Source organism: Streptomyces sp. NPDC051913, from assembly GCF_044593635.1.
Classification (GTDB): Bacteria; Actinomycetota; Actinomycetes; order Streptomycetales; family Streptomycetaceae; genus Streptomyces.
This window is the reverse complement of the sequence record NZ_JBIUCI010000013.1, coordinates 116,730-138,437: the sequence shown is the minus strand read 5'-3', so window position 1 is coordinate 138,437 and position 21,708 is coordinate 116,730. Positions and strand designations below refer to the sequence as shown.

General features: G+C 70.7%; 1 protein-coding gene (cut by a window edge). It reads right to left on the bottom strand.

Translation table 11 applies throughout. From position 1 onward, the window contains the following. Positions 1-21,708, bottom strand: the 5' portion of a protein-coding gene (locus ACIHIX_RS33245) for a non-ribosomal peptide synthase/polyketide synthase (protein WP_399962734.1). The gene continues 6,840 nt to the left of window position 1, outside the view; the window shows 21,708 of its 28,548 coding nt (coding positions 1-21,708); it begins with the start codon at positions 21,706-21,708; its stop codon lies off the left edge, out of view.

Here is a 21,708-nt window from a genome sequence, read left to right as displayed (position 1 = left end):
CGCCTCCTCGGTCGGGGTCGCCGGCGCACGACCGCCGTCCGCCGCGCGCTCCGGCTCGGGCAGCGCAGCGCGGTCGATCTTGCCGTTCACGGTCAACGGCAGCGCGTCGAGCAGCACGACCGCGGACGGCACCATGTAGTCCGGCAGCCGGGTGGCGGCGAACTCCCGAACCGCGTCGGCCCGCGGCTCCCGACCCGCCACGGGCAGCACATAACCGACCAGCCGCTCCTCGCGCACGACCGCTATGGCCGTCTTCACGTCCGGGTGCGCGGCCAGCGCGGCCTCCACCTCGCCGAGCTCGACCCGGAAGCCACGGATCTTCACCTGCTCGTCGGCGCGCCCGACGAACTCCAGCCGCCCGTCGGCCATCCAACGGGCCAGGTCACCAGTGCGGTACATCCGCCCGCCGTCCTGGTCGAACGGGCAGGCGACGAAGCGTTCCGCCGTCAGGTCCGGGCGGTTGACATACCCCCGGGCCAGACCGTCTCCGGCGATGTACAGCTCGCCGGGCACCCCTACCGGCACGGGCCGCAGATAGGCGTCCAGGACATGGGTCCGGACGTTCTCCAGGGGGCGGCCGATGGACGGCGGCGCGTCCTCGGCGGTGAGGCCCTTCGGCAGCAGTGTCGCCGTGGTGATGACGGTGGCCTCGGTCGGGCCGTAGGTGTTCCACACCCGGCTCCGCGCCCGCCACTTGGCGGCCAGTCCGGCCTCAAGCCGCTCGGCGCCCAGCACCCAGTTGCCGATCCCGTGGACCGACTCCGGCTCCAGCACCCCGAGCAGCGACGGAACGACGCTCGCGACCTCGACACCGCAGGTCTCCACCAGGGCGGCCAGGGCGGCGGGGTCCAGCCGCTCCTCCGCCGAGGCGATGGTCAACGTACCGCCCGCGGCCAGCGTCACCGCGACGTCCAGAACGGACGCGTCGAAGCTGAACGAGGCGAACTGCAGTGCCGTGACACCGGGTTCGACGCCCAGTACCGGACGCATCGCGGTGGCCAGGTTCGCCACCGGGGCGTGCGCGACGGCCACACCCTTGGGGCGCCCGGTCGAGCCCGACGTATAGATGACGTAGGCGAGTTGACCGGAGCCGACCTCGGGCAGCAAACCGGACTCACTCGTCACCTCGTCCAGCGGCACACCCTCGGCTACACAGTCGGCCGTCTCCTCCGCGACCAGCACCACCTCGGCACCACTGTCGGCGACCATGTAGGCGAGCCGATCCGACGGGTACTCCGGGTCCAACGGGACGTACGCCCCACCGGACTTCCACACCCCCAGGATGGCGACGACCATCTCGGCCCCGCGCGGCAGGCACAGCCCCACCCGGGACTCCCGGCCCACCCCACGCGCCACCAGCCCACGCGCCACCGCGTCCGACCGCGCATCCACCTCGGCGTACGTCAGCGAGCGGCCGAGGGAGCGGAGCGCCACCGCCGTCGGGGTCAGCGCGGCCCACTCGCGGAACCGCTCCACGACCGTGCTGACGTCGTCCGCGTCGCGGGCCGTGGCGTTCCACTCCGTCACGACCGTGGTCCGCTCGGCCTCGTCCAGCACCTCCACAGCGCTCAGCCGCAGTTGGGGATCGGCCGCGACCTGCTTCAGCACCCGCGCCAGCCTCTCGGCCAGCCGGCGGACCGTGTCCTCGTCGAACAGGTCGGCCGCGAACAGGATGCCGCCGCGCATACCCTCCGGTTCGCCCTCGGCGGTGTGGAACTCGTTCAGGGCCACGGACAGGTCGAACCGTGCGGCCGGGTCGGACGCGGGCGGTATCTCCTCGACCGCCAGCCCTTCGAGATCCCACCGCGCCTTGGGCACGTTCTGCAACGCCAACATCACCTGGAACAGCGGATTGCGCGCGGCGGAACGCGCCACACCCAACTCGTCGACGAGCCGCTCGAACGGCACGTCCTGGTTCGCGTACGCCGACAGGTCGGTCTCCCGGATGCGCGCCAGCAGATCACCGAAGGTGGGGTCACCGGAGGCGTCGGACCGCAGCACGAGCGTGTTGACGAAGAACCCGGCCAACTCCTCAAGCTGTACGTCGGACCGGCCGGCGACCGGCGTCCCCACGCAGACGTCCTCCCCGGCCCCCATCCGGGCCAGCAGCACCACCAGCGCCGCGTGCACGACCATGAACATCGTCGCCCCGCCCCGCGCGGCCAGCTCCGTCAGCCGGGCATGCGTCTCCGCGTCCACCCCGACCGGTACCGACCCGCTGCGGATCGACGGCGCCGCCGGACGCGGACGGTCGAACGGCAGCACCGTCTCCTGCGGCGCGCCTTCCAACACCCGTCGCCAATAATCCACTTGCCCGGCCCCCGTACCGGCCCCGTCGTCGTCCAATTCGCCCAGCACCTCCCGCTGCCACAGCGCGTAATCCGCGTACTGGACGGGGAGCGGCTCCCATCCCGGAGCCTCCCCGCCGAGACGAGCGCAATAGGCGCTCTGAAGGTCGCGGGCGAGTACACCCATCGACCAGGCGTCCGTGGCGATGTGGTGGGCCACCAGGAGCAGGACCCACTCCGACTCGTTCACCTTCAACAGCGAGGTCCGCCACGGCAGTTCGCTCCGGACGTCGAAGCCCTGCCCGGCCTCCTCCTGCATCACCTCACGCCACCGCTCACCGGTTTCGATCACTTGGAGGCGGGGGCGTCCTTCGGCGCCTTCGCGGATGTCCTGATACGGCACTCCCTCGATGTCCGGGAAGACCGTGCGCAGGGTTTCGTGCCGGTCGGCGACGTCCCACAGCGCCGACTGGAGGGCCTCGGTGTCGACGGTTCCGGTCAGGCGCAGGGCGAACGGCATGTTGTAGGCGGACGCGCCGGTCTCATCCATCCGGTTCAGGAACCACATCCGCTGCTGAGCGAACGACAACGGCACCCGCTCGGGCCGCTCCCGCCGCGCCAACAGCACCCCGCCTGTCGACGCCGCGCTGCTCTCCACCAGCCGCGCCATACCCGCCACGGTCGGCTCGGCGAACACCTCACGGACCCCGACCGACACCTCCAGCACCGACCTGATCCGGGCGATCAGCCGCATCACCAGCAGCGAATCACCACCCAGCTCGAAGAAACTCTCCTCCGCTCCTATCGCCTCCGCTTCGAGATCCAGCACCTCGGCGAACAGGGACGCGAGCGCCCCCTCGGTCGCAGTCGCCGGCGCACGACCACCACCCGCACCCAGCTCCGGCGCCGGCAGCACAGCCCGGTCCACCTTGCCGTTCACCGTCAACGGCAGCGCGTCCAGCACCAGCACGGCAGCCGGGACCATGTAGTCCGGCAGCCGCGTCGCCGCATGAGCCCGTACAGCGTCCTCGTCCACATCGCCGACGACGTAGCCGACCAGACGGCCATCCCGTACGACGGCCACTGCCCGCTCGACCTGCGGGTGGGCGGCGAGGACGGCCTCGACCTCACCGAGCTCGACCCGGAAGCCACGGATCTTGACCTGCTCGTCGGCACGGCCCACGAAGGCCAGCTGGCCTTCGGCCGTCCAGCGGACCAGGTCACCGGTGCGGTACATCCGACCGCCGTCCCCGTCGAACGGGCAGGCGATGAAACGGTCCGCCGTCAGATCCGGGCGGTTGACATAACCCCGGGCCAGACCGTCTCCGGCGATGTACAGCTCACCCGTCACCCCCACAGGAACCGGGCGCAGGAAGGAGTCCAGGACATAGGTGTGGACATTGCCCAGGGGGCGACCGATCGCCGGTGGGGCATCCTGCCCGGTGATGCCTTCCTCCAGCAGTACGGCAGTCGTGATCACGGTCGCCTCGGTCGGCCCGTACGTGTTCCAGACGCGGGCACCTTCACGCCACTTCGCCGCCAAACCGGCCTCCAGGCGCTCAGCGCCCAGGACCCAGTTCCGGATCCCGGACACCGCACCCGGCTCCAGCGCCCCGAGGAGCGAGGGCACCACGCTGGCCGTGCTCACCCCGGCCGCCTCGATCATGCGCGCCAGTGCCGCGTCGTCCAGCCGCTCATCGGACGAGGCGATCGCCAACGTGCCGCCCGTGGCGAGGGTGACGGCCACGTCCAGTACGGCCGCGTCGAAACTGAACGACGCGAACTGCAACGCCGTGACACCGGGTTCGACGCCGAGGACGGGACGCATCGCCGAGGCCAGGTTGGCCACCGAGGCATGGGCGACGGCCACGCCCTTCGGGCGCCCGGTCGAGCCCGACGTATAGATGACGTAGGCCAGTTGAACGCCGGTGACATCCGGCAGCTCGCTCGCGTCGCCGTCCAGGTCGTCGAGCAGGACGGTGTCGACCTCCGCGGACAAGCGGTCGGCGGTCTCGGGTGCGACCAGGACGAGTTCGGCATCGCTGTCGGCGACCATGAACACCAGTCGCTCGGACGGGTATTCCGGGTCCAGGGGCACGTAGGCCCCGCCGGCTTTCCACACCGCCAGGATGGCGACGACCATCTCGGCCCCGCGCGGCAGACACAGCCCCACCCGCGACTCCGCCCGCACCCCACACGCCACCAACCCACGCGCCAACGCATCCGACCGGGCGTCCACCTCGGCATACGACAGCGCACGCCCCTCCGACCACAGTGCCACCGCATCCGGCGCCCTGACCACACTGGCGCGGAACCGCTCCACCACGGTCGAGGGGTCCATCTGCTGGTGCGTGGCGTTCCACCGCTCGACGACCGCCGCCCGCTCCGACTCCTCCAGCACCTCCACTGCACTCAGCCGCAGCTGCGGATCTGCCGCGACCTGCTCCAGCACCCGCACCAGCCGCCCGGCCAGCCCACGAACCGTCCCCTCGTCGAAGAGATCGGCCGCGTAGAGAATCGCGCCCCGCAGACCGTCGACCGCGCCACCCTCCGAGCGGAGTTCGCTCAGCGTCAGGGAAAGGTCGAAGCGGGCCGGCGGGTCTTCCGCCGGCGGAATCTGCTCGACCGCGAGCCCTTCGAGATCCCAGTGCGCCTCGGGCACGTTCTGGAGCGCCAGCATCACCTGGAATAGGGGATTGCGGGCCGCGGAACGGGCCGGGTTGAGCTCGTCGACGAGCCGCTCGAAGGGCACGTCCTGGTTCGCGTACGCCGACAGATCAGCCTCACGCACCCTGCGCAGCACCTCAGTGAACGACGGGTCCCCCGCCAAGTCCGAGCGCAGCACGAGGGTGTTGACGAAGAAGCCGGCCAGGTCCTCCAGCTGTGCGTCCGAGCGCCCGGCGACGGGCGTGCCGACGCAGATGTCCTCGCCCGCCCCCATCCTGGCCAGCAGGACGGCCAGCGCCGCGTGCACGACCATGAACATCGTCGCCCCGCCCTGCGCGGCCAGATCCGTCAGCCGGGCATGCATCTCCGCATCGACGTCCACCGGTACCGACCCGCTACGGAACGTCGGCGTCGCCGGACGCGGACGGTCGAAGGGCAGCGCCGTCTCCTGGGGCGCCCCGTCCAACTCCTGTCGCCAGTGGGCGATCTGGCGCGCCCCGGCGCTGTCCGGGTCGTCCAGCTCACCCAGTACCTCGCGCTGCCAGAGCGCGTAATCCGCGTACTGGACGGGGAAGGGCTTCCATCCCGGGGTCCGGCCCGCGAGACGGGCACGGTAAGCACCCTGAAGGTCGCGGGCCAGTACGCCCATCGACCAGGCGTCGGAGGCGATGTGGTGGGCGACCAGGAGCAGGACCCACTCCGACTCGGACGCCCTCAACAGCGTGGTGCGCCAGGGCAGTTCGGCCGACAGATCGAAGCCACGTCCCGCCTCGTCCCGCATGGCGTCACGCCACCGCTCGCCGGCCTCGATCACTTGGAGGCGGGGGCGTCCTTCGGCGCCTTCGCGGATGTCCTGATACGGCACTCCCTCGATGTCCGGGAAGACCGTGCGCAGGGTTTCGTGCCGGTCGGCGATGTCCCACAGCGCCGACTGGAGGGCCTCGGTGTCGAGGGTTCCGGTCAGGCGCAGGGCGAACGGCATGTTGTAGGCGGACGCGCCGGTCTCGTCCATCCGGTTGAGGAACCACATCCGCTGCTGAGCGAACGACAACGGCACCCGCTCGGGCCGCTCCCGCCGCGCCAACAGCACCCCGCCTGTCGACACCGCGCTGCTCTCCACCAGCCGGGCGACACCGGCCACGGTCGGCTCGGCGAACACCTCACGGACCCCGACCGACACCTCCAGCACCGACCTGATCCGGGCGATCAACCGCATCACCAGCAGCGAATCACCACCCAGGTCGAAGAAACTCTCCTCCGCTCCTATCGCCTCCGCTTCGAGATCCAGCACCTCGGCGAACAGGGACGCGAGCGCCCCCTCGGTCGCAGTCGCCGGCGCACGACCACCACCCGCACCCAGGTCCGGAGCGGGCAACGCCGCACGATTGATCTTGCCGTTCACGGTCAGTGGCAGCGCGTCGAGCAGGACGATGGTGGACGGCACCATGTAGTCGGGCAGACGGGTGGCGGCGAAGGCGCGCAGGTCGTCGGTGCCGGTGTCTCCGACGGCGTAGGCGATCAGGCGTCCGTCGCGTACCTCTGCCACCGCCTGGTCGATCTGCGGGTGAGCGGCGAGGACGGCCTCGACCTCACCGAGTTCGACCCGGAAGCCACGGATCTTCACCTGCTCGTCGGCACGGCCCACGAAGGCCAGCTGGCCATCGGCCGTCCAGCGGACCAGGTCACCGGTGCGGTACATCCGACCGCCCTCACCGTCGAACGGGCAGGCCACAAACCGCTCCGCCGTCAGGTCAGGGCGGTTGACATAACCCCGGGCCAGACCATCTCCGGCGATATACAGCTCACCCGTCACCCCCACAGGAACCGGACGCAGGAAGGCATCCAGCACGTAGGTCCGGACATTGCCCAAGGGCCGGCCGATCGCCGGTGGGGCATCCTCTCCCGTGATGCCCTCCTCCAGCAGTACGGCAGTCGTGATCACGGTCGCCTCGGTCGGCCCGTACGTGTTCCAGACCCGGGCACCTTCACGCCACTTCGCCGCCAAACCGGCCTCCAAGCGCTCAGCGCCCAGCACCCAGTTCCCGACCCCGGACACCGCACCCGGCTCCAGCACGCCGAGGAGCGAGGGCACCACGCTGACCGTGCTCACCCCGGCCGCCTCCAGCATGGCTGCCAGGGCAGCGGGGTCGAGCCGCTCATCGGACGAGGCGATCGCCAACGTGCCCCCTGCGGCCAGCGTGACCGCCACATCCAGCACCGCCGCGTCGAAACTGAACGACGCGAACTGCAACGCCGTGACACCGGGCTCGACACCGAGGACAGGACGCATCACGGACGCGAGATTGGCCACGGAGGCATGGGCGACGGCCACGCCCTTCGGGCGTCCGGTCGAGCCCGACGTATAGATGACGTAGGCGAGTTGACCGGAGGCAACCTCGGGCAGCACGCCGGACTCACTCACCACCTCGTCCAGCAGCACACCCATCGGCACACGACCGGCCGTCTCCTCCGCGACCAGCACCAGCTCGGCACCACTGTCGGCGACCATGAACGCCAGCCGATCCGACGGATACTCCGGGTCCAGGGGCACATACGCCCCACCGGCCTTCCACACGCCCAGAATGGCGACGACCATCTCGGCACCGCGCGGCAGGCACAGCCCCACCCGCGACTCCGCCCGCACCCCACGCGCCACCAACCCACGCGCCAAGGCATCCGACCGCGCATCCACCTCCGCATACGTCAGCGAGCGGCCGAGGGAGCGGAGCGCCACCGCCCCCGGAGCCCTGACCACACCGGCCCGGAACCGCTCCACCACCGAACCCGGCTCAATCACCTGCCCCGTGGTGTTCCACTCCCCCACCACCAGGGCCCGCTCGGACTCACCGAGCAGATCCAGATCGCTCAGCCGCACTTCCGGATCGGCCGCGATCTGCTCCAGCACCCGCACCAACCGGCCCGCCAGCCCACGAACCGTCCCCTCATCGAACAGATCGGCCGCGTACAGGATCCCGCCCCGCAGACCACCGGCGGCCCCGCCCTCCGACCGGCGCTCGCTCAGCGAAAGGGAGAGATCGAAGCGGGCCACGAGGTCGCCCGTCTGCGGCACCTCATCGACGGCCAGCCCCTGCAACTCCCATCGAGCCTCGGGCACGTTCTGGAGCGCCAGCATCACCTGGAACAGCGGATTACGCGCCGCCGACCGTGCCGGGTTCAGCTCGTCGACGAGCCGCTCGAACGGCACGTCCTGGTTCGCGTACGCCGACAGATCAGCCTCACGCACCCGCGCCAGCAGCTCACCGAACGTGGGATTCCCGGAAGCATCCGACCGCAGGACCAGCGTGTTGACGAAGAGCCCCGCCAGCTCCTCCAGCTGTGCGTCCGAGCGCCCGGCGACCGGGGTGCCTATGCAGACGTCCACCCCGGCCCCCATCCGGGCCAGCAACACCGCCAGCGCGGCATGGACGACCATGAACATCGTCGCCCCGCCCCGCGCGGCCAGCTCCACCAACCGGGCATGCGTCTCCGCATCCACCTCCATCGGAACCGACCCACTCCGGAAGGACGGCACCGCCCCTCGCGGACGATCGAAGGGCAGCGCCGTCTCCTGCGGCACGCCGTCCAACGCCCGCCGCCAGAAGGCGACCTGACCCCCGCCGGGGCTGGACGGGTCGTCCAGCTCACCCAGCGTCTCCCGCTGCCACAGCGCGTAATCCGCGTACTGGACAGGGAGCGGCTCCCAGCCCGGAGCCTGGCCGGAGAGCCGAGCACCGTAGGCAACCTGAAGGTCCCCGGCCAGCACGCCCATCGACCAGGCATCCGTAGCGATGTGATGAGCGACCAGGAGCAGCACCGACTCCGACGCCGAGACCTTCAACAGCGTGGTGCGCCAGGGCAGTTCGCTCCGGACGTCGAAGCCCTGCCCAGCCTCCTCCTGCATCACCTCACGCCAGCGCTCACCGGCCTCGACGACCTGGAGCCGGGGCCGTCCCTCGACGCCCTCACGGATCTCCTGATACGGCACGCCCTCCACGTCCGGGAAGACCGTCCGCAGGCTCTCGTGCCGGTCGGCGATGTCACCCAAGGCGGCCTGGAGCGACTCGGCGTCGAGGCTGCCGGTCAGCCGCAACGCGAACGGCATGTTGTAGGCGGACGCGCCGGCGTCGTCCATGCGGTTGAGGAACCACATGCGCTGCTGAGCGAACGACAGCGGCACCCGCTCCGGCCGCTCCCCACGCCCCAGCACCACCACGCCCGCCGACACCCCTGCGGTCTCGACGAGCCGCGCGACACCGGCCACGGTCGGCTCCGCGAACACCTCACGGACCCCGACCGACACCCCGAGCCCCGACCTGATCCGGGCGATCAGCCGCATCACCAGCAGCGAATCACCACCCAGCTCGAAGAAACTCTCCTCCGCCCCCACCCGCTCCAGATCCAGCACCTCGGCGAACAACACCGCAAGCGCCTCCTCCGTCGGGGTCGCCGGCGCGCGAGAGGCACCCGCACCCAGATCCGGCACCGGCAAGGCATCACGGTCGACCTTGCCGTTGACCGTCAACGGGAACGCATCGAGCACGACCACGGCTGACGGCACCAGGTAGTCCGGCACACGCGCGGCAGCGAAGGCGCGCAGCTCGGTCGCGTCCACGTCGGCGCTCGCACCAGTCACGGCGTAGGCGATGAGGCGGCCGTCGCGGACCAACGCCACCGCCTGCTCAACCCCCGGATGAGCAGCGAGAACAGCCTCCACCTCACCCAACTCCACCCGGAACCCGCGGATCTTCACCTGCTCATCCACACGCCCCAAAAACTCCAACTGCCCATCCACACGCCACCGCACCACATCCCCCGTGCGATACATCCGCCCGCCACCCTCACCGAACGGACACGCCACAAACCGCTCCGACGTCAGACCAGCACGCCCCGCATAACCACGCGCCAACCCAACCCCCGACACATACAACTCACCCCGCACACCCACCGGCACCGGCCGCAAAAACGCATCCAGCACAAACGCCCCCGCATTCCGCAACGGACGCCCCACCGGCACCACACCCGAACCCACACCCACACCCGGCACCAACGGCAAACTCATCGCCGCACACACCGTCACCTCAGTCGGCCCATACGCATTCACCATCCGCCGACCCACCGACCACCGATCCACCAACCCCGGCGCACACACCTCCCCCGCCACCACCAACGTCACCAACCCCGACGGCAACACCCCCTCCTCCACCGCCAACACCCCAGGCGGCACCGTCACATGCGACGCCCCCGACCGCACCAACGCCTCACCCAACGACACCCGCGGCGGCAACCCCCCAACCCCCGCAACCACCAACACCCCACCCGCACCCCACGCCATACACAACTCCGACACCGCCGCATCAAAACTCAACGACGCAAACTGCAACACCCGAGAACCCACACCCACCGCAAACCGCTCAACCTGCGCACCCGCCAGATTCACCAACCCCGCATGCGACACCACCACACCCTTCGGCCGCCCCGTCGAACCCGACGTGTAGATGATGTAGGCGAGCTGATCAGGGAGGATGTCGGGCAGTTCGATCGAGTCGCCGTCCGAGTCACGGTCCGAGTCGCCGTCCAGCTCGTCGAGCAGGACCGTCTCCACGCCGTCGGACAGCCGGTCGGCGGTCTCGGGCGCGACCAGGACGAGTTCGGCGTCACTGTCGGCGACCATGTAGGCCAGCCGGTCCGACGGATACTGGGGGTCCAGCGGGACGTACGCCCCACCGGCCTTCCACACCGCCAGGATCGCGACGATCGCGTCCATCCCGCGCAGCATGCACAGCCCCACCCGGGACTCCAGGCCCACGCCACGCGCCACGAGTCCGCGCGCCAACGCGTCGGAACGCGCGTCCAGTTCGGCGTACGACAGCGTCTGGTCCTCGGAGCACAGGGCGTCCGCCTCAGGCGTCCGCGCCACCCACCCCCGGAACAGCTCCAGCACCGTCACGGCTTCGACCTCGGTCACGGGCCCGTTCCACTGCTCGACGACCGTGGCCATCTCCGCCGCATCCAGCACCTGCACAGCGCTCAGCCGCAGCTGCGGATCGGCGGCAACCTGCTCCAGCACCCGCACCAGCCGCCCGGCCAGCCCACGAACCGTCCCCTCGTCGAAGAGATCGGCCGCGAAAAGGATCCCGCCGCGCAGACCACCGGCGGACCCGTCCTCCGACCTGCGCTCGCTCAGCGTCAGGGAGAGATCGAAGCGAGCCGGGGGATCCGCCAGCGGCGCGATCTGCTCAACCGCCAGCCCTTCGAGGTCCCAGAGGGCCTCGGGCACGTTCTGAAGCGCCAGCAGGACCTGGAACAGCGGGTTGCGGGCGGCTGACCGTGCCGGGTTCAGCTCGTCGACGAGCCGCTCGAACGGCACGTCCTGGTTCGCGTACGCCGACAGATCAGCCTCACGCACCCGCGCCAGCAGCTCACCGAACGTGGGATTCCCGGAAGCATCCGACCGCAGGACCAGCGTGTTGACGAAGAAGCCGGCCAGCTCCTCCAGCTGTGCGTCCGGCCGCCCGGCGACCGGCGTACCGATGCAGACGTCCTCCCCGGCCCCCATCCGAGCCAGGAGCACGGCCAGCGCGGCATGGACGACCATGAACATCGTCGCCCCGCCCTGCGCCGCCAGCTCCGTCAGCCGGGCATGCGTCTCCGCGTCCACCTCCATCGGAACCGACCCACTGCGGAAGGACGGCACCGCCGCCCTCGGACGATCGAAGGGGAGCACCGTCTCCTGCGGTGCGCCGTCCAACTCCCGGCGCCAGAAGGCGACCTGCGCCGACGCGGCGCTGTCCGGGTCGTCCAGCTCACCCAGTACCTCGCGCTGCCACAGCGCGTAATCCGCGTACTGGACAGGCAGCTGCTCCCGCTCCGGCGCCCGGCCGCTCAACCGCGACCGGTACGCCGTCTGAAGGTCACCCGCCAGCACACCCATCGACCAGGCGTCGGTGGCGATGTGGTGGGCCACCAGCAGCAGCACCCACTCCGCCTCCGAGACCCTCAGCAGCGAGGTCCGCCACGGCAGCTCGACCGAGAGATCGAACCCGCGCTCGGCCTCGCCCTGAATGACCTCACGCCACCGCTCGCCGACCTCGACGACCTGGAGCACCGGGCACCCCTCGGCGCCCTCACGGATCTCCTGGTACGGCACACCCTCCACGTCCGGGAACACCGTCCGCAGACTCTCGTGACGATCGGCGACATCCCATAGCGCCGCCTGCAACACCTGGACATCCAGGCTGCCGGTCAGTCGCAGGGCGAACGGCAGGTTGTAGGCAGCGGCCCCCTCGGCGCCCTCCCCGTCCATGCGGTTGAGGAACCACATGCGCTGCTGAGCGAACGACAGCGGCACCCGCTCCGGCCGCTCCCCACGCCCCAGCACCACCACGCCGGTCGACGCCCCGGCGGTCTCGACGAGCCGCGCCACACCCGCCACGGTCGGCTCCGCGAACACCTCACGGACCCCGACCGACACCTCCAGCACGGAGCGGATGCGGGCGATCAGCCGCATCACCAGCAGCGAGTCACCACCCAGCTCGAAGAAACTCTCCTCCGCCCCCACCCGCTCCAGATCCAGCACCTCGGCGAACAACACCGCAAGCGCCTCCTCCGTCCGGGTCGCCGGCACGCGAGAGGCCCCCGCACCCAGATCCGGCACCGGCAAGGCATCACGGTTGACCTTGCCGTTGACCGTCAACGGGAACGCGTCGAGCACGATGACCACCGACGGCACCATGTACTCCGGCAGGCGCGTCGCCGCATACGCCCGCACGCTCTCGGCGTCCGCGCCTCCGACGACGTAGCCGACCAGACGGCCATCCCGTACGACGGCCACCGCCCGCTCGACCTGCGGGTGGGCGGCGAGAACGGCCTCGACCTCACCGAGCTCGACCCTGAAGCCACGGATCTTGACCTGCTCGTCGGCACGGCCCACGAACTCCAGCTGGCCTTCGGCCGTCCAGCGGACCAGGTCACCGGTGCGGTACATCCGACCGCCCTCACCGTCGAACGGGCAGGCCACAAACCGCTCCGCCGTCAGATCCGCACGGTTGACATAACCTCGCGCCAAACCGTCCCCAGCGATGTACAGCTCACCCGTCACACCGACAGGGACAGGCCGCAGATACGCGTCGAGCACATACGTACGGGCGTTACCCAGGGGGCGCCCGATGGCGGGCGGGGTGTCCTCACCTGTGATGCCGTCTTCCAGCAGCACGGCGGTGGTGATGACGGTGGCCTCGGTGGGGCCATAGGTGTTCCAGAGCCGGGCGCCCGCACGCCACTTGGCTGCCAGGCCCGCCTCCAGGCGCTCGGCACCGAGCACCCAATTCCCGACACCGGCCACTGCCTCCGGCTCCAGCACGCTCAGCAGCGACGGCACCACACTCGCCACCGTCACCCCGGCCGCCTCCACCATGGCCGCCAACGCAGCCAGATCCTGGCGCTCATCGGACGAGGCGATCGCCAACGTGCCCCCGGCGGCCAGCGTGACCGCCACATCCAACACCGCCGCGTCGAAACTGAACGACGCGAACTGCAACGCCGTGACACCAGGCTCAACACCCAGAACGGGACGCATCGCCGAGGCCAGATTGGCCACCGAGGCATGCGCGACGGCCACACCCTTCGGGCGCCCGGTCGAGCCCGACGTATAGATGACATAGGCGAGTTGACCGAAGCCGACCTCGGGCAGCACACCGGACTCACTCGCTATCTCGTCCAGCAGCACACCCATCGGCACACGGTCGGCCGTCTCCTCAGAGACCAGCACCACCTCGGCACCGCTGTCGGCGACCATGAACGCCAGCCGGTCGGAGGGGTACTCCGGGTCCAGCGGGACGTACGCCCCACCGGCCTTCCACACGCCCAGGATGGCGACGACCATCTCGGCGCCGCGCGGCAGGCACAGCCCCACCCGCGACTCCGCCCGCACCCCACGCGCCACCAACCCACGCGCCAACGCATCCGACCGCGCATCCACCTCCGCATACGACAGCGCACGCCCCCCGGACCACAGCGCCACCGCATCCGGCGCCCTGACCACACCGGCCCGGAACCGCTCCACCACCAGGCCGGACTCAAACGCCTCAGCCGTCGCGTTCCACTCCTCGACGACCGCCACCCGCTCGGACTCACCCAGTAGATCCAGATCGCTCAGCCGCACTTCCGGATCGGCCGCGATCTGCTCCAGCACCCGCACCAACCGGCCCGCCAGCCCACGAACCGTCCCCTCATCGAACAGATCCGCGGCATAGAGAATCCCCCCATCCAGACCGGCCGGGGCGCCGCTGTCGTTCCACTGCTCGCTGAGCCCCACGGAGAGGTCGAAGCGGGCCGGGGCCATCTGCGGCGGGATCTGCTCGACGGCCAGCCCCTCAAGCTCCCACCGGGCTTCGGGCACGTTCTGGAGCGCCAGCATCACCTGGAACAGCGGATTACGCGCCGCCGACCGTGCCGGGTTCAGCTCGTCGACGAGCCGCTCGAACGGCACGTCCTGGTTCGCGTACGCCGACAGATCAGCCTCCCGCACCCGCGCCAGCAGCTCACCGAACGTGGGATTCCCGGAAGCATCCGACCGCAGGACCAGCGTGTTGACGAAGAAGCCGGCCAGCCCCTCCAACTGCGCGTCCGGCCGCCCGGCTACCGGCGTACCGACGCAGACGTCCTCACCCGCCCCCATCCGAGCCAGCAGTACCGCCAGCGCGGCATGGACGACCATGAACATCGTCGCCCCGCCCCGCGCGGCCAGCTCCACCAACCGGGCATGCGTCTCCGCATCGACGTCCACCGGTACCGACCCACTACGGAATGTCGGCACCGCCGCCCTCGGACGGTCGAACGGAAGGGCCGTCTCCTGCGGAGCCCCCTCCAACGCCCGCCGCCAGAAGGCGACCTGACCGGCCCCCTCGCTGTCCGGGTCCTCCAGCTCACCCAGTACCTCGCGCTGCCACAGCGCGTAATCCGCGTACTGGACAGGGAGCAGCTCCCAGCCCGGGGCCTGCCCGGTGAGGCGTGCCCGATAGGCGTTCCGCAGATCGTCCGCTATCACGCCCATCGACCAGGCGTCGGTGGCGATGTGGTGGGCCACCAGGAGCAGGACCCACTCCGCCTCGGAGACCTTCAACAGCGTCGTCCGCCAGGGCAGTTCGACTCCGACATTGAAGCCGCGCCCGACCTCGGCCTGCACAAGCTCGCGCCACCGTGCACCGGCCTCGACCACCACCAGCTCCGGACGACTGTCCGCCCCCACCAGCACCCGCTGATACGGCACGCCCTCGATGTCCGGGAAGACCGTGCGCAGACTCTCGTGCCGGTCGGCGATGTCGCCCAGCGCCGCAGCCAGCGCTTCAGCGTCCAGTCGCCCGTTCAGACGCAGCACCAGCGGCAGGTTGTAAACAGCGCCCGCACCCTCCGCACCGACCTCTTCCAGGTGGTTGAGGAACCACATGCGCTGCTGGGCGAAGGACAACGGCACCCGCTCCGGCCGCTCCCGACGCCCCAGCTCCACCACGTCCGCCGAGGCCCCGGCGGTCTCGACGAGTCGCGCGACACCGGCCACGGTCGGCTCGGCGAACACCTCACGGACCCCGACCGACACCTCCAGCACCGACCTGATCCGGGCGATCAGCCGCATCACCAGCAGCGAATCACCACCCAGCTCGAAGAAGCTCTCCTCCGCCCCGACGCTCTCCACGCCGAGCAGCTCGGCGAACAACCCGCACAGCGCCTCCTCCGTCGCCGTCACCGGCCCACGGGAAGCGCCCGCACCCAGCTCCGGCGCCGGCAGCACAGCCCGGTCCACCTTGCCGTTCACCGTCAACGGCAGCGCGTCCAGCACCAGCACGGCAGCCGGGACCATGTAGTCCGGCAGCCGCGTCGCCGCATGAGCCCGTACAGCGTCCTCGTCCACATCGCCGACGACGTAGCCGACCAGACGGCCATCCCGTACGACGGCCACTGCCCGCTCGACCTGCGGGTGGGCGGCGAGGACGGCCTCGACCTCGCCGAGTTCGACCCGGAAGCCACGGATCTTGACCTGCTCGTCGGCACGGCCCACGAAGGCCAGCTGGCCATCGGCCGTCCAGCGGACCAGGTCACCGGTGCGGTACATCCGACCGCCCTCACCGTCGAACGGGCAGGCCACAAACCGCTCCGCCGTCAGGTCAGGGCGGTTGACGTAGCCCCGGGCCAGCCCGTCTCCGGCGATATACAGCTCACCCGTCACCCCCACAGGAACCGGACGCAGGAAGGCATCCAGCACGTAGGTGTGGACATTGCCCAGGGGACGACCGATCGCCGGTGGGGCATCCTGCCCGGTGATGCCCTCCTCCAGCAGTACGGCAGTCGTGATCACGGTCGCCTCGGTCGGCCCGTACGTGTTCCAGACCCGGGCACCTTCACGCCACTTCGCCGCCAAACCGGCCTCCAGGCGCTCGGCACCGAGCACCCAGTTCCCGACCCCGGCAACGGCTTCGGGCTCCAGCACGCTCAGCAGCGACGGCACCACACTCGCCACCGTCACCCCGGCGGCCTCCACCATGGCCGCCAACGCAGCCGGGTCCAGCCGCTCCTCCGCCGAGGCGATCGCCAGGGTGCCCCCAGCAGCGAGGGTGACGGCAACATCGAGCACCGCCGCGTCGAAGCTGTACGACGCGAACTGCAATGCCGTGACGCCGGGTTCGACGCCCAGAACGGGACGCATCACGGACGCGAGGTTGGCCACGGAGGCATGGGCGACGGCCACGCCCTTGGGACGGCCGGTCGAGCCCGACGTATAGATGACGTACGCCAACTGATCGGTGCCCACCTCCGGCAGCACACCGGACTCACTCGCTATCTCGTCCAGCAGCACACCCATCGGCACACGGTCGGCCGTCTCCTCAGAGACCAGCACCACCTCGGCACCGCTGTCGGCGACCATGAACGCCAGCCGGTCGGAGGGGTACTCCGGGTCCAGGGGCACATACGCCCCACCGGCCTTCCACACCCCCAAAATCGCCACGACCATCTCGGCACCGCGCGGCAGGCACAGCCCCACCCGCGACTCCGCCCGCACCCCACGCGCCACCAACCCACGCGCGAGCGCGTCCGACCGGGCGTCCACCTCCGCATACGTCAGCGAGCGGCCGAGGGAGCGGAGCGCCACCGCATCCGGCGCCCTGACCACACTGGCCCGGAACCGCTCCACCACCGAACCCGGCTCAATCACCTGCCCCGTGGTGTTCCACTCCCCCACCACCAGGGCCCGCTCGGACTCACCGAGCAGATCCAGATCACTCAGCCGCACGCCCGGATCGGCCGCGATCTGCTCCAGCACCCGCACCAACCGGCCCGCCAGCCCACGAACCGTCCCCTCATCGAACAGGTCGGCGGCATAGAGAATCCCCCCGCCCAGCCCGGCCGGGGCGCCACTGTCGTTCCACTGCTCGCTGAGGTCCACCGACAGGTCGAAGCGGGCGGCCGGATCCTCCACCGGCGGAACCTGCTCCACCCACAGCCCTTCCAACTCCCATCGGGCTTCGGGCACGTTCTGGAGCGCCAGCATCACCTGGAACAGCGGATTACGGGCCGCCGACCGTGCCGGGTTCAGTTCGTCGACGAGCCGCTCGAAGGGCACGTCCTGGTTCGCGTACGCCGACAGATCAGCCTCACGCACCCGCGCCAGCAGCTCACCGAACGTGGGATTCCCCGATGTATCGGAGCGCAGCACCAGCGTGTTGACGAAGAAGCCGGCCAGCCCCTCCAACTGCGCGTCCGGCCGCCCGGCTACCGGCGTACCGACGCAGACGTCCTCCCCGGCCCCCATCCGGGCCAGCAACAGCGCCAGCGCCGTGTGCACGACCATGAACATGGTCGCCCCACCACGGGCGGCCAGCTCCACCAACCGGGCATGCGTCTCCGCATCCACCCCGACCGGTACCGACCCACTACGGAACGTCGGCAACGCGCCTCGCGGACGGTCGAACGGCAGCGCGGTCTCCTGCGGCACCCCCTCCAACGCCTGCCGCCAGAAGGCGACCTGGCCGGCCCCCGCACTGTCCGGGTCCTCCAACGCGCCCAGCACCTGCCGCTGCCACAGCGCGTAATCCGCGTACTGGACAGGGAGCGGCTCCCAGCCCGGAGCCTGGCCGGAGAGCCGAGCACCGTAGGCAACCTGAAGGTCCCCCGCCAGCACCCCCATCGACCAGGCATCCGTGACGATGTGGTGGGCCACCAGCAGCAGCACCCACTCCGCCTCAGAGACCCTCAACAGGGTGGTGCGCCAGGGTAGTTCAGCCGCGAGGTCGAATCCGCGCGCGGCCTCCTCCTGCATGGCGTCACGCCACCGCTCGCCGGCCTCGACGACCTGGAGCACCGGGCGCCCCTCGGCACCCTGACGGATCTCCTGGTACGGCACACCCTCCACGTCCGGGAAGACCGTCCGCAGGCTCTCGTGCCGGTCGGCGATGTCACCCAGCGCCGCATCCAGCGCGGCCACGTCCAAGCGGCCCGACAGCCGAAGGGCGAAGGGCATGTTGTAGGCGGCAGCTCCCTCAGTACCCGCCCCGTCCATCCTGTTCAGGAACCACATCCGCTGCTGAGCGAAGGACAGCGGCACCCGCTCCGGCCGCTCCTCACGCCCCAGCACCACCACGCCGGTCGACGCCCCTGCGGTCTCGACGAGCCGCGCGACACCGGCGACGGTCGGCTCCGCGAACACCTCACGGACCCCGACCGACACCTCCAGCACGGAGCGGATGCGGGCGATCAGCCGCATCACCAGCAGCGAGTCACCACCCAGCTCGAAGAAGCTCTCCTCCGCGCCGACCCGCTCCAGGTCCAGGACCTCGGCGAACAGCGCCGCGAGCGTCTCCTCGGTCGGGGTCGCCGGCGCGCGAGAGGCCCCCGCACCCAGGTCCGGCACCGGCAAGGCGGCCCGATCCACCTTGCCGTTGACCGTCAGCGGGAAGGCGTCCAGGACGACGACCACCGACGGCACCATGTACTCCGGCAACCGGGTACCGGCATACGTCCGCAGCTCCGCACCCTCCGCGTCGCCGACGGCGTAGGCGATGAGGCGGCCGTCGCGGACCAACGCCACCGCCTGCTCAACCCCCGGATGAGCAGCGAGAACAGCCTCCACCTCACCCAACTCCACCCGGAACCCACGGATCTTCACCTGCTCATCCACACGCCCCAAAAACTCCAACTGCCCATCCACACGCCACCGCACCACATCCCCCGTGCGATACATCCGCCCGCCACCCTCACCGAACGGACACGCCACAAACCGCTCCGACGTCAGACCAGCACGCCCCGCATAACCACGCGCCAACCCAACCCCCGACACATACAACTCACCCCGCACACCCACCGGCACCGGCCGCAAAAACGCATCCAGCACAAACGCCCTCGCATTCCGCAACGGACGCCCCACCGGCACCACACCCGAACCAGCAGCCGAACCCGGCACCAACGGCAAACTCATCGCCGCACACACCGTCACCTCAGTCGGCCCATACGCATTCACCATCCGCCGACCCACCGACCACCGATCCACCAACCCCGGCGCACACACCTCCCCCGCCACCACCAACGTCACCAACCCCGACGGCAACACCCCCTCCTCCACCGCCAACACCCCAGGCGGCACCGTCACATGCGACGCCCCCGACCGCACCAACGCCTCACCCAACGACACCCGCGGCGGCAACCCCCCAACCCCCGCAACCACCAACACCCCACCCGCACCCCACGCCATACACAACTCCGACACCGCCGCATCGAAACTCAACGACGCAAACTGCAACACCCGCGAACCCACACCCACCGCAAACCGCTCAACCTGCGCACCCGCCAGATTCACCAACCCCGCATGCGACACCACCACACCCTTCGGCCGCCCCGTCGAACCCGACGTGTGGATGACGTAGGCGGCGTTCGCGGGGCGCAGCGGTGCCGTGCGTTCGGTGTCGGTCACCAGGCCGGGGGCCTGCCGTGCCACCGCTGCCACGACCTGCGGGTCGTCGAGGGCGATCGCCCGGTCCCGGGCGGCCTCCGGCAGCAGCGTGCGGCCGGTCTCGGTGCAGAGCACGGCGACCGGGTCGGCGTCCTCCAGGACGAGGGCGAGGCGGTCGGCGGGGTGCCCGGGGTCGAGGGGGACGAAGGCGCCGCCGGCCATGGAGACGGCGAGGAGCGCGACGACGGTGTCCGCCGACCGTTCGGCGACCACGGCGACCCGGCGCTCGGGCCCCACGCCCAGGGTGATCAGATGCCGGGCCAGGCGGCCCGCCTCGTCCTGGAGTTCGGCGTAGCCGTACGTCCGCTCGTCCGAGTCCAGGGCCATCGCGTCCGGTGTCCGGCGCACCTGCCCGGCGAGGAGTTCGGGCAGTGTCCCGGTGGGTGCCTCGGGCTGGATGTCCTGCCAGTCCCGGGTGACAAGGGCCAGTTCGTCGCCGGTCAGCAGGCCGATGCGGGCCAGCGGTGTGCGCGGGTCGGTTGCGAAGCCTTCGAGTACCTGCTGGAGCGCGGCGAGCACCTGTTCGGCGCGGGCTCGGTCGAACAGGTCGGTGCGGTGGTCGAGTTGCAGTTCCAACCGCTCGCCCGGTCCGACGATCAGGCCGAGGGGGTAGTGGCTGGCGTCCCTGGTCCGGCCGTCGAGCCGGATGGTGAGGGCGTCGGGGCCGTCCGGCTCCGCGTCCGCCGGGCGCGGGTAGTTCTCGTACACGACGAGTGTGTCGAACTCGGCGCCGGGGCCGGTGAGTTGCCGGATCTCGGTGAGGCCGAGGTGCTGGTGGCCGAGGAGGGCGACCTGGCGGGCCTGGAGGGTACGCAGCAGGTCGGCGACGGACTGGCCGCCGGCCAGCTCGACGCGGACCGGCAGGGTGTTGATGAACAGGCCGATGAGCGAGTCGGCGCCGGGCAGGTCCGTGGGACGGCCGGCGATCGTGGTGCCGAACACCACGTCCTGGCGTCCGGACAACCGGGCGAGAACCAGGGCCCACGCACTCTGCACCACCGTGGCCATGGTGACCCCGTGGTCACGGGCCAGTGTCTCCAGCGCCCGGGTCAGTTCCGCGCTGCATTCGACGGTCAGCGCCTCCGGCCGCAGCGGTGCCCGGGCGGGGTCGGCCGGGGCGACCAGGGTCGGTTCGTCCGCTCCCGCCAGCTCCGCGCGCCACGCGGTCCGGGCCGCCTCCCGGTCCTGGCGGCCCAGCCAGGCCAGGTAATCCTTGTAGGAGCGGACCGGGGGCAGCGCCCCGGCCTCGCCTCCGGCCCGGTACAGCGTCGACAGCTCGCCCACCAGGATCGGCAACGACCATCCGTCCAGCACGATGTGATGGGTCGTCATCACCAGGCGGTGGCGCCGTCCGCCGAGGCGGATCAGCAGCAGCCGCAGCAGCGGCCCCCGCTCGAGATCGAAGCCGGCCGACAGTTCGGCCTCGGAGAGTCGGGCCGCCTCGGCCTCCGCCTCCTCCTGTGACAGGCCGCTCAAGTCGGCTTCCTGCCAGGGAAGTTCCACCTGCCGTGCGACGATCTGGACCGCCTGCCCCGACCTGCGTCGGCGGAAGCCGGCCCGCAGCGCGCCGTGCCGGGCGATCAGGCTCTCCCAGGAGCGGCGGAGCCGGTCGACGTCCAGCGGCCCGTCGAGGGCGAGGGCCCGCTGTCCCGCGTACACGTCGGACGCCCCGTCCCCGAAGGCCGCGTGGAACAGCAGTCCCTCCTGCAGGGGCGACAGCGGCCAGATGTCTTCGATGGCGTTCCGAGTCCGGGTCAT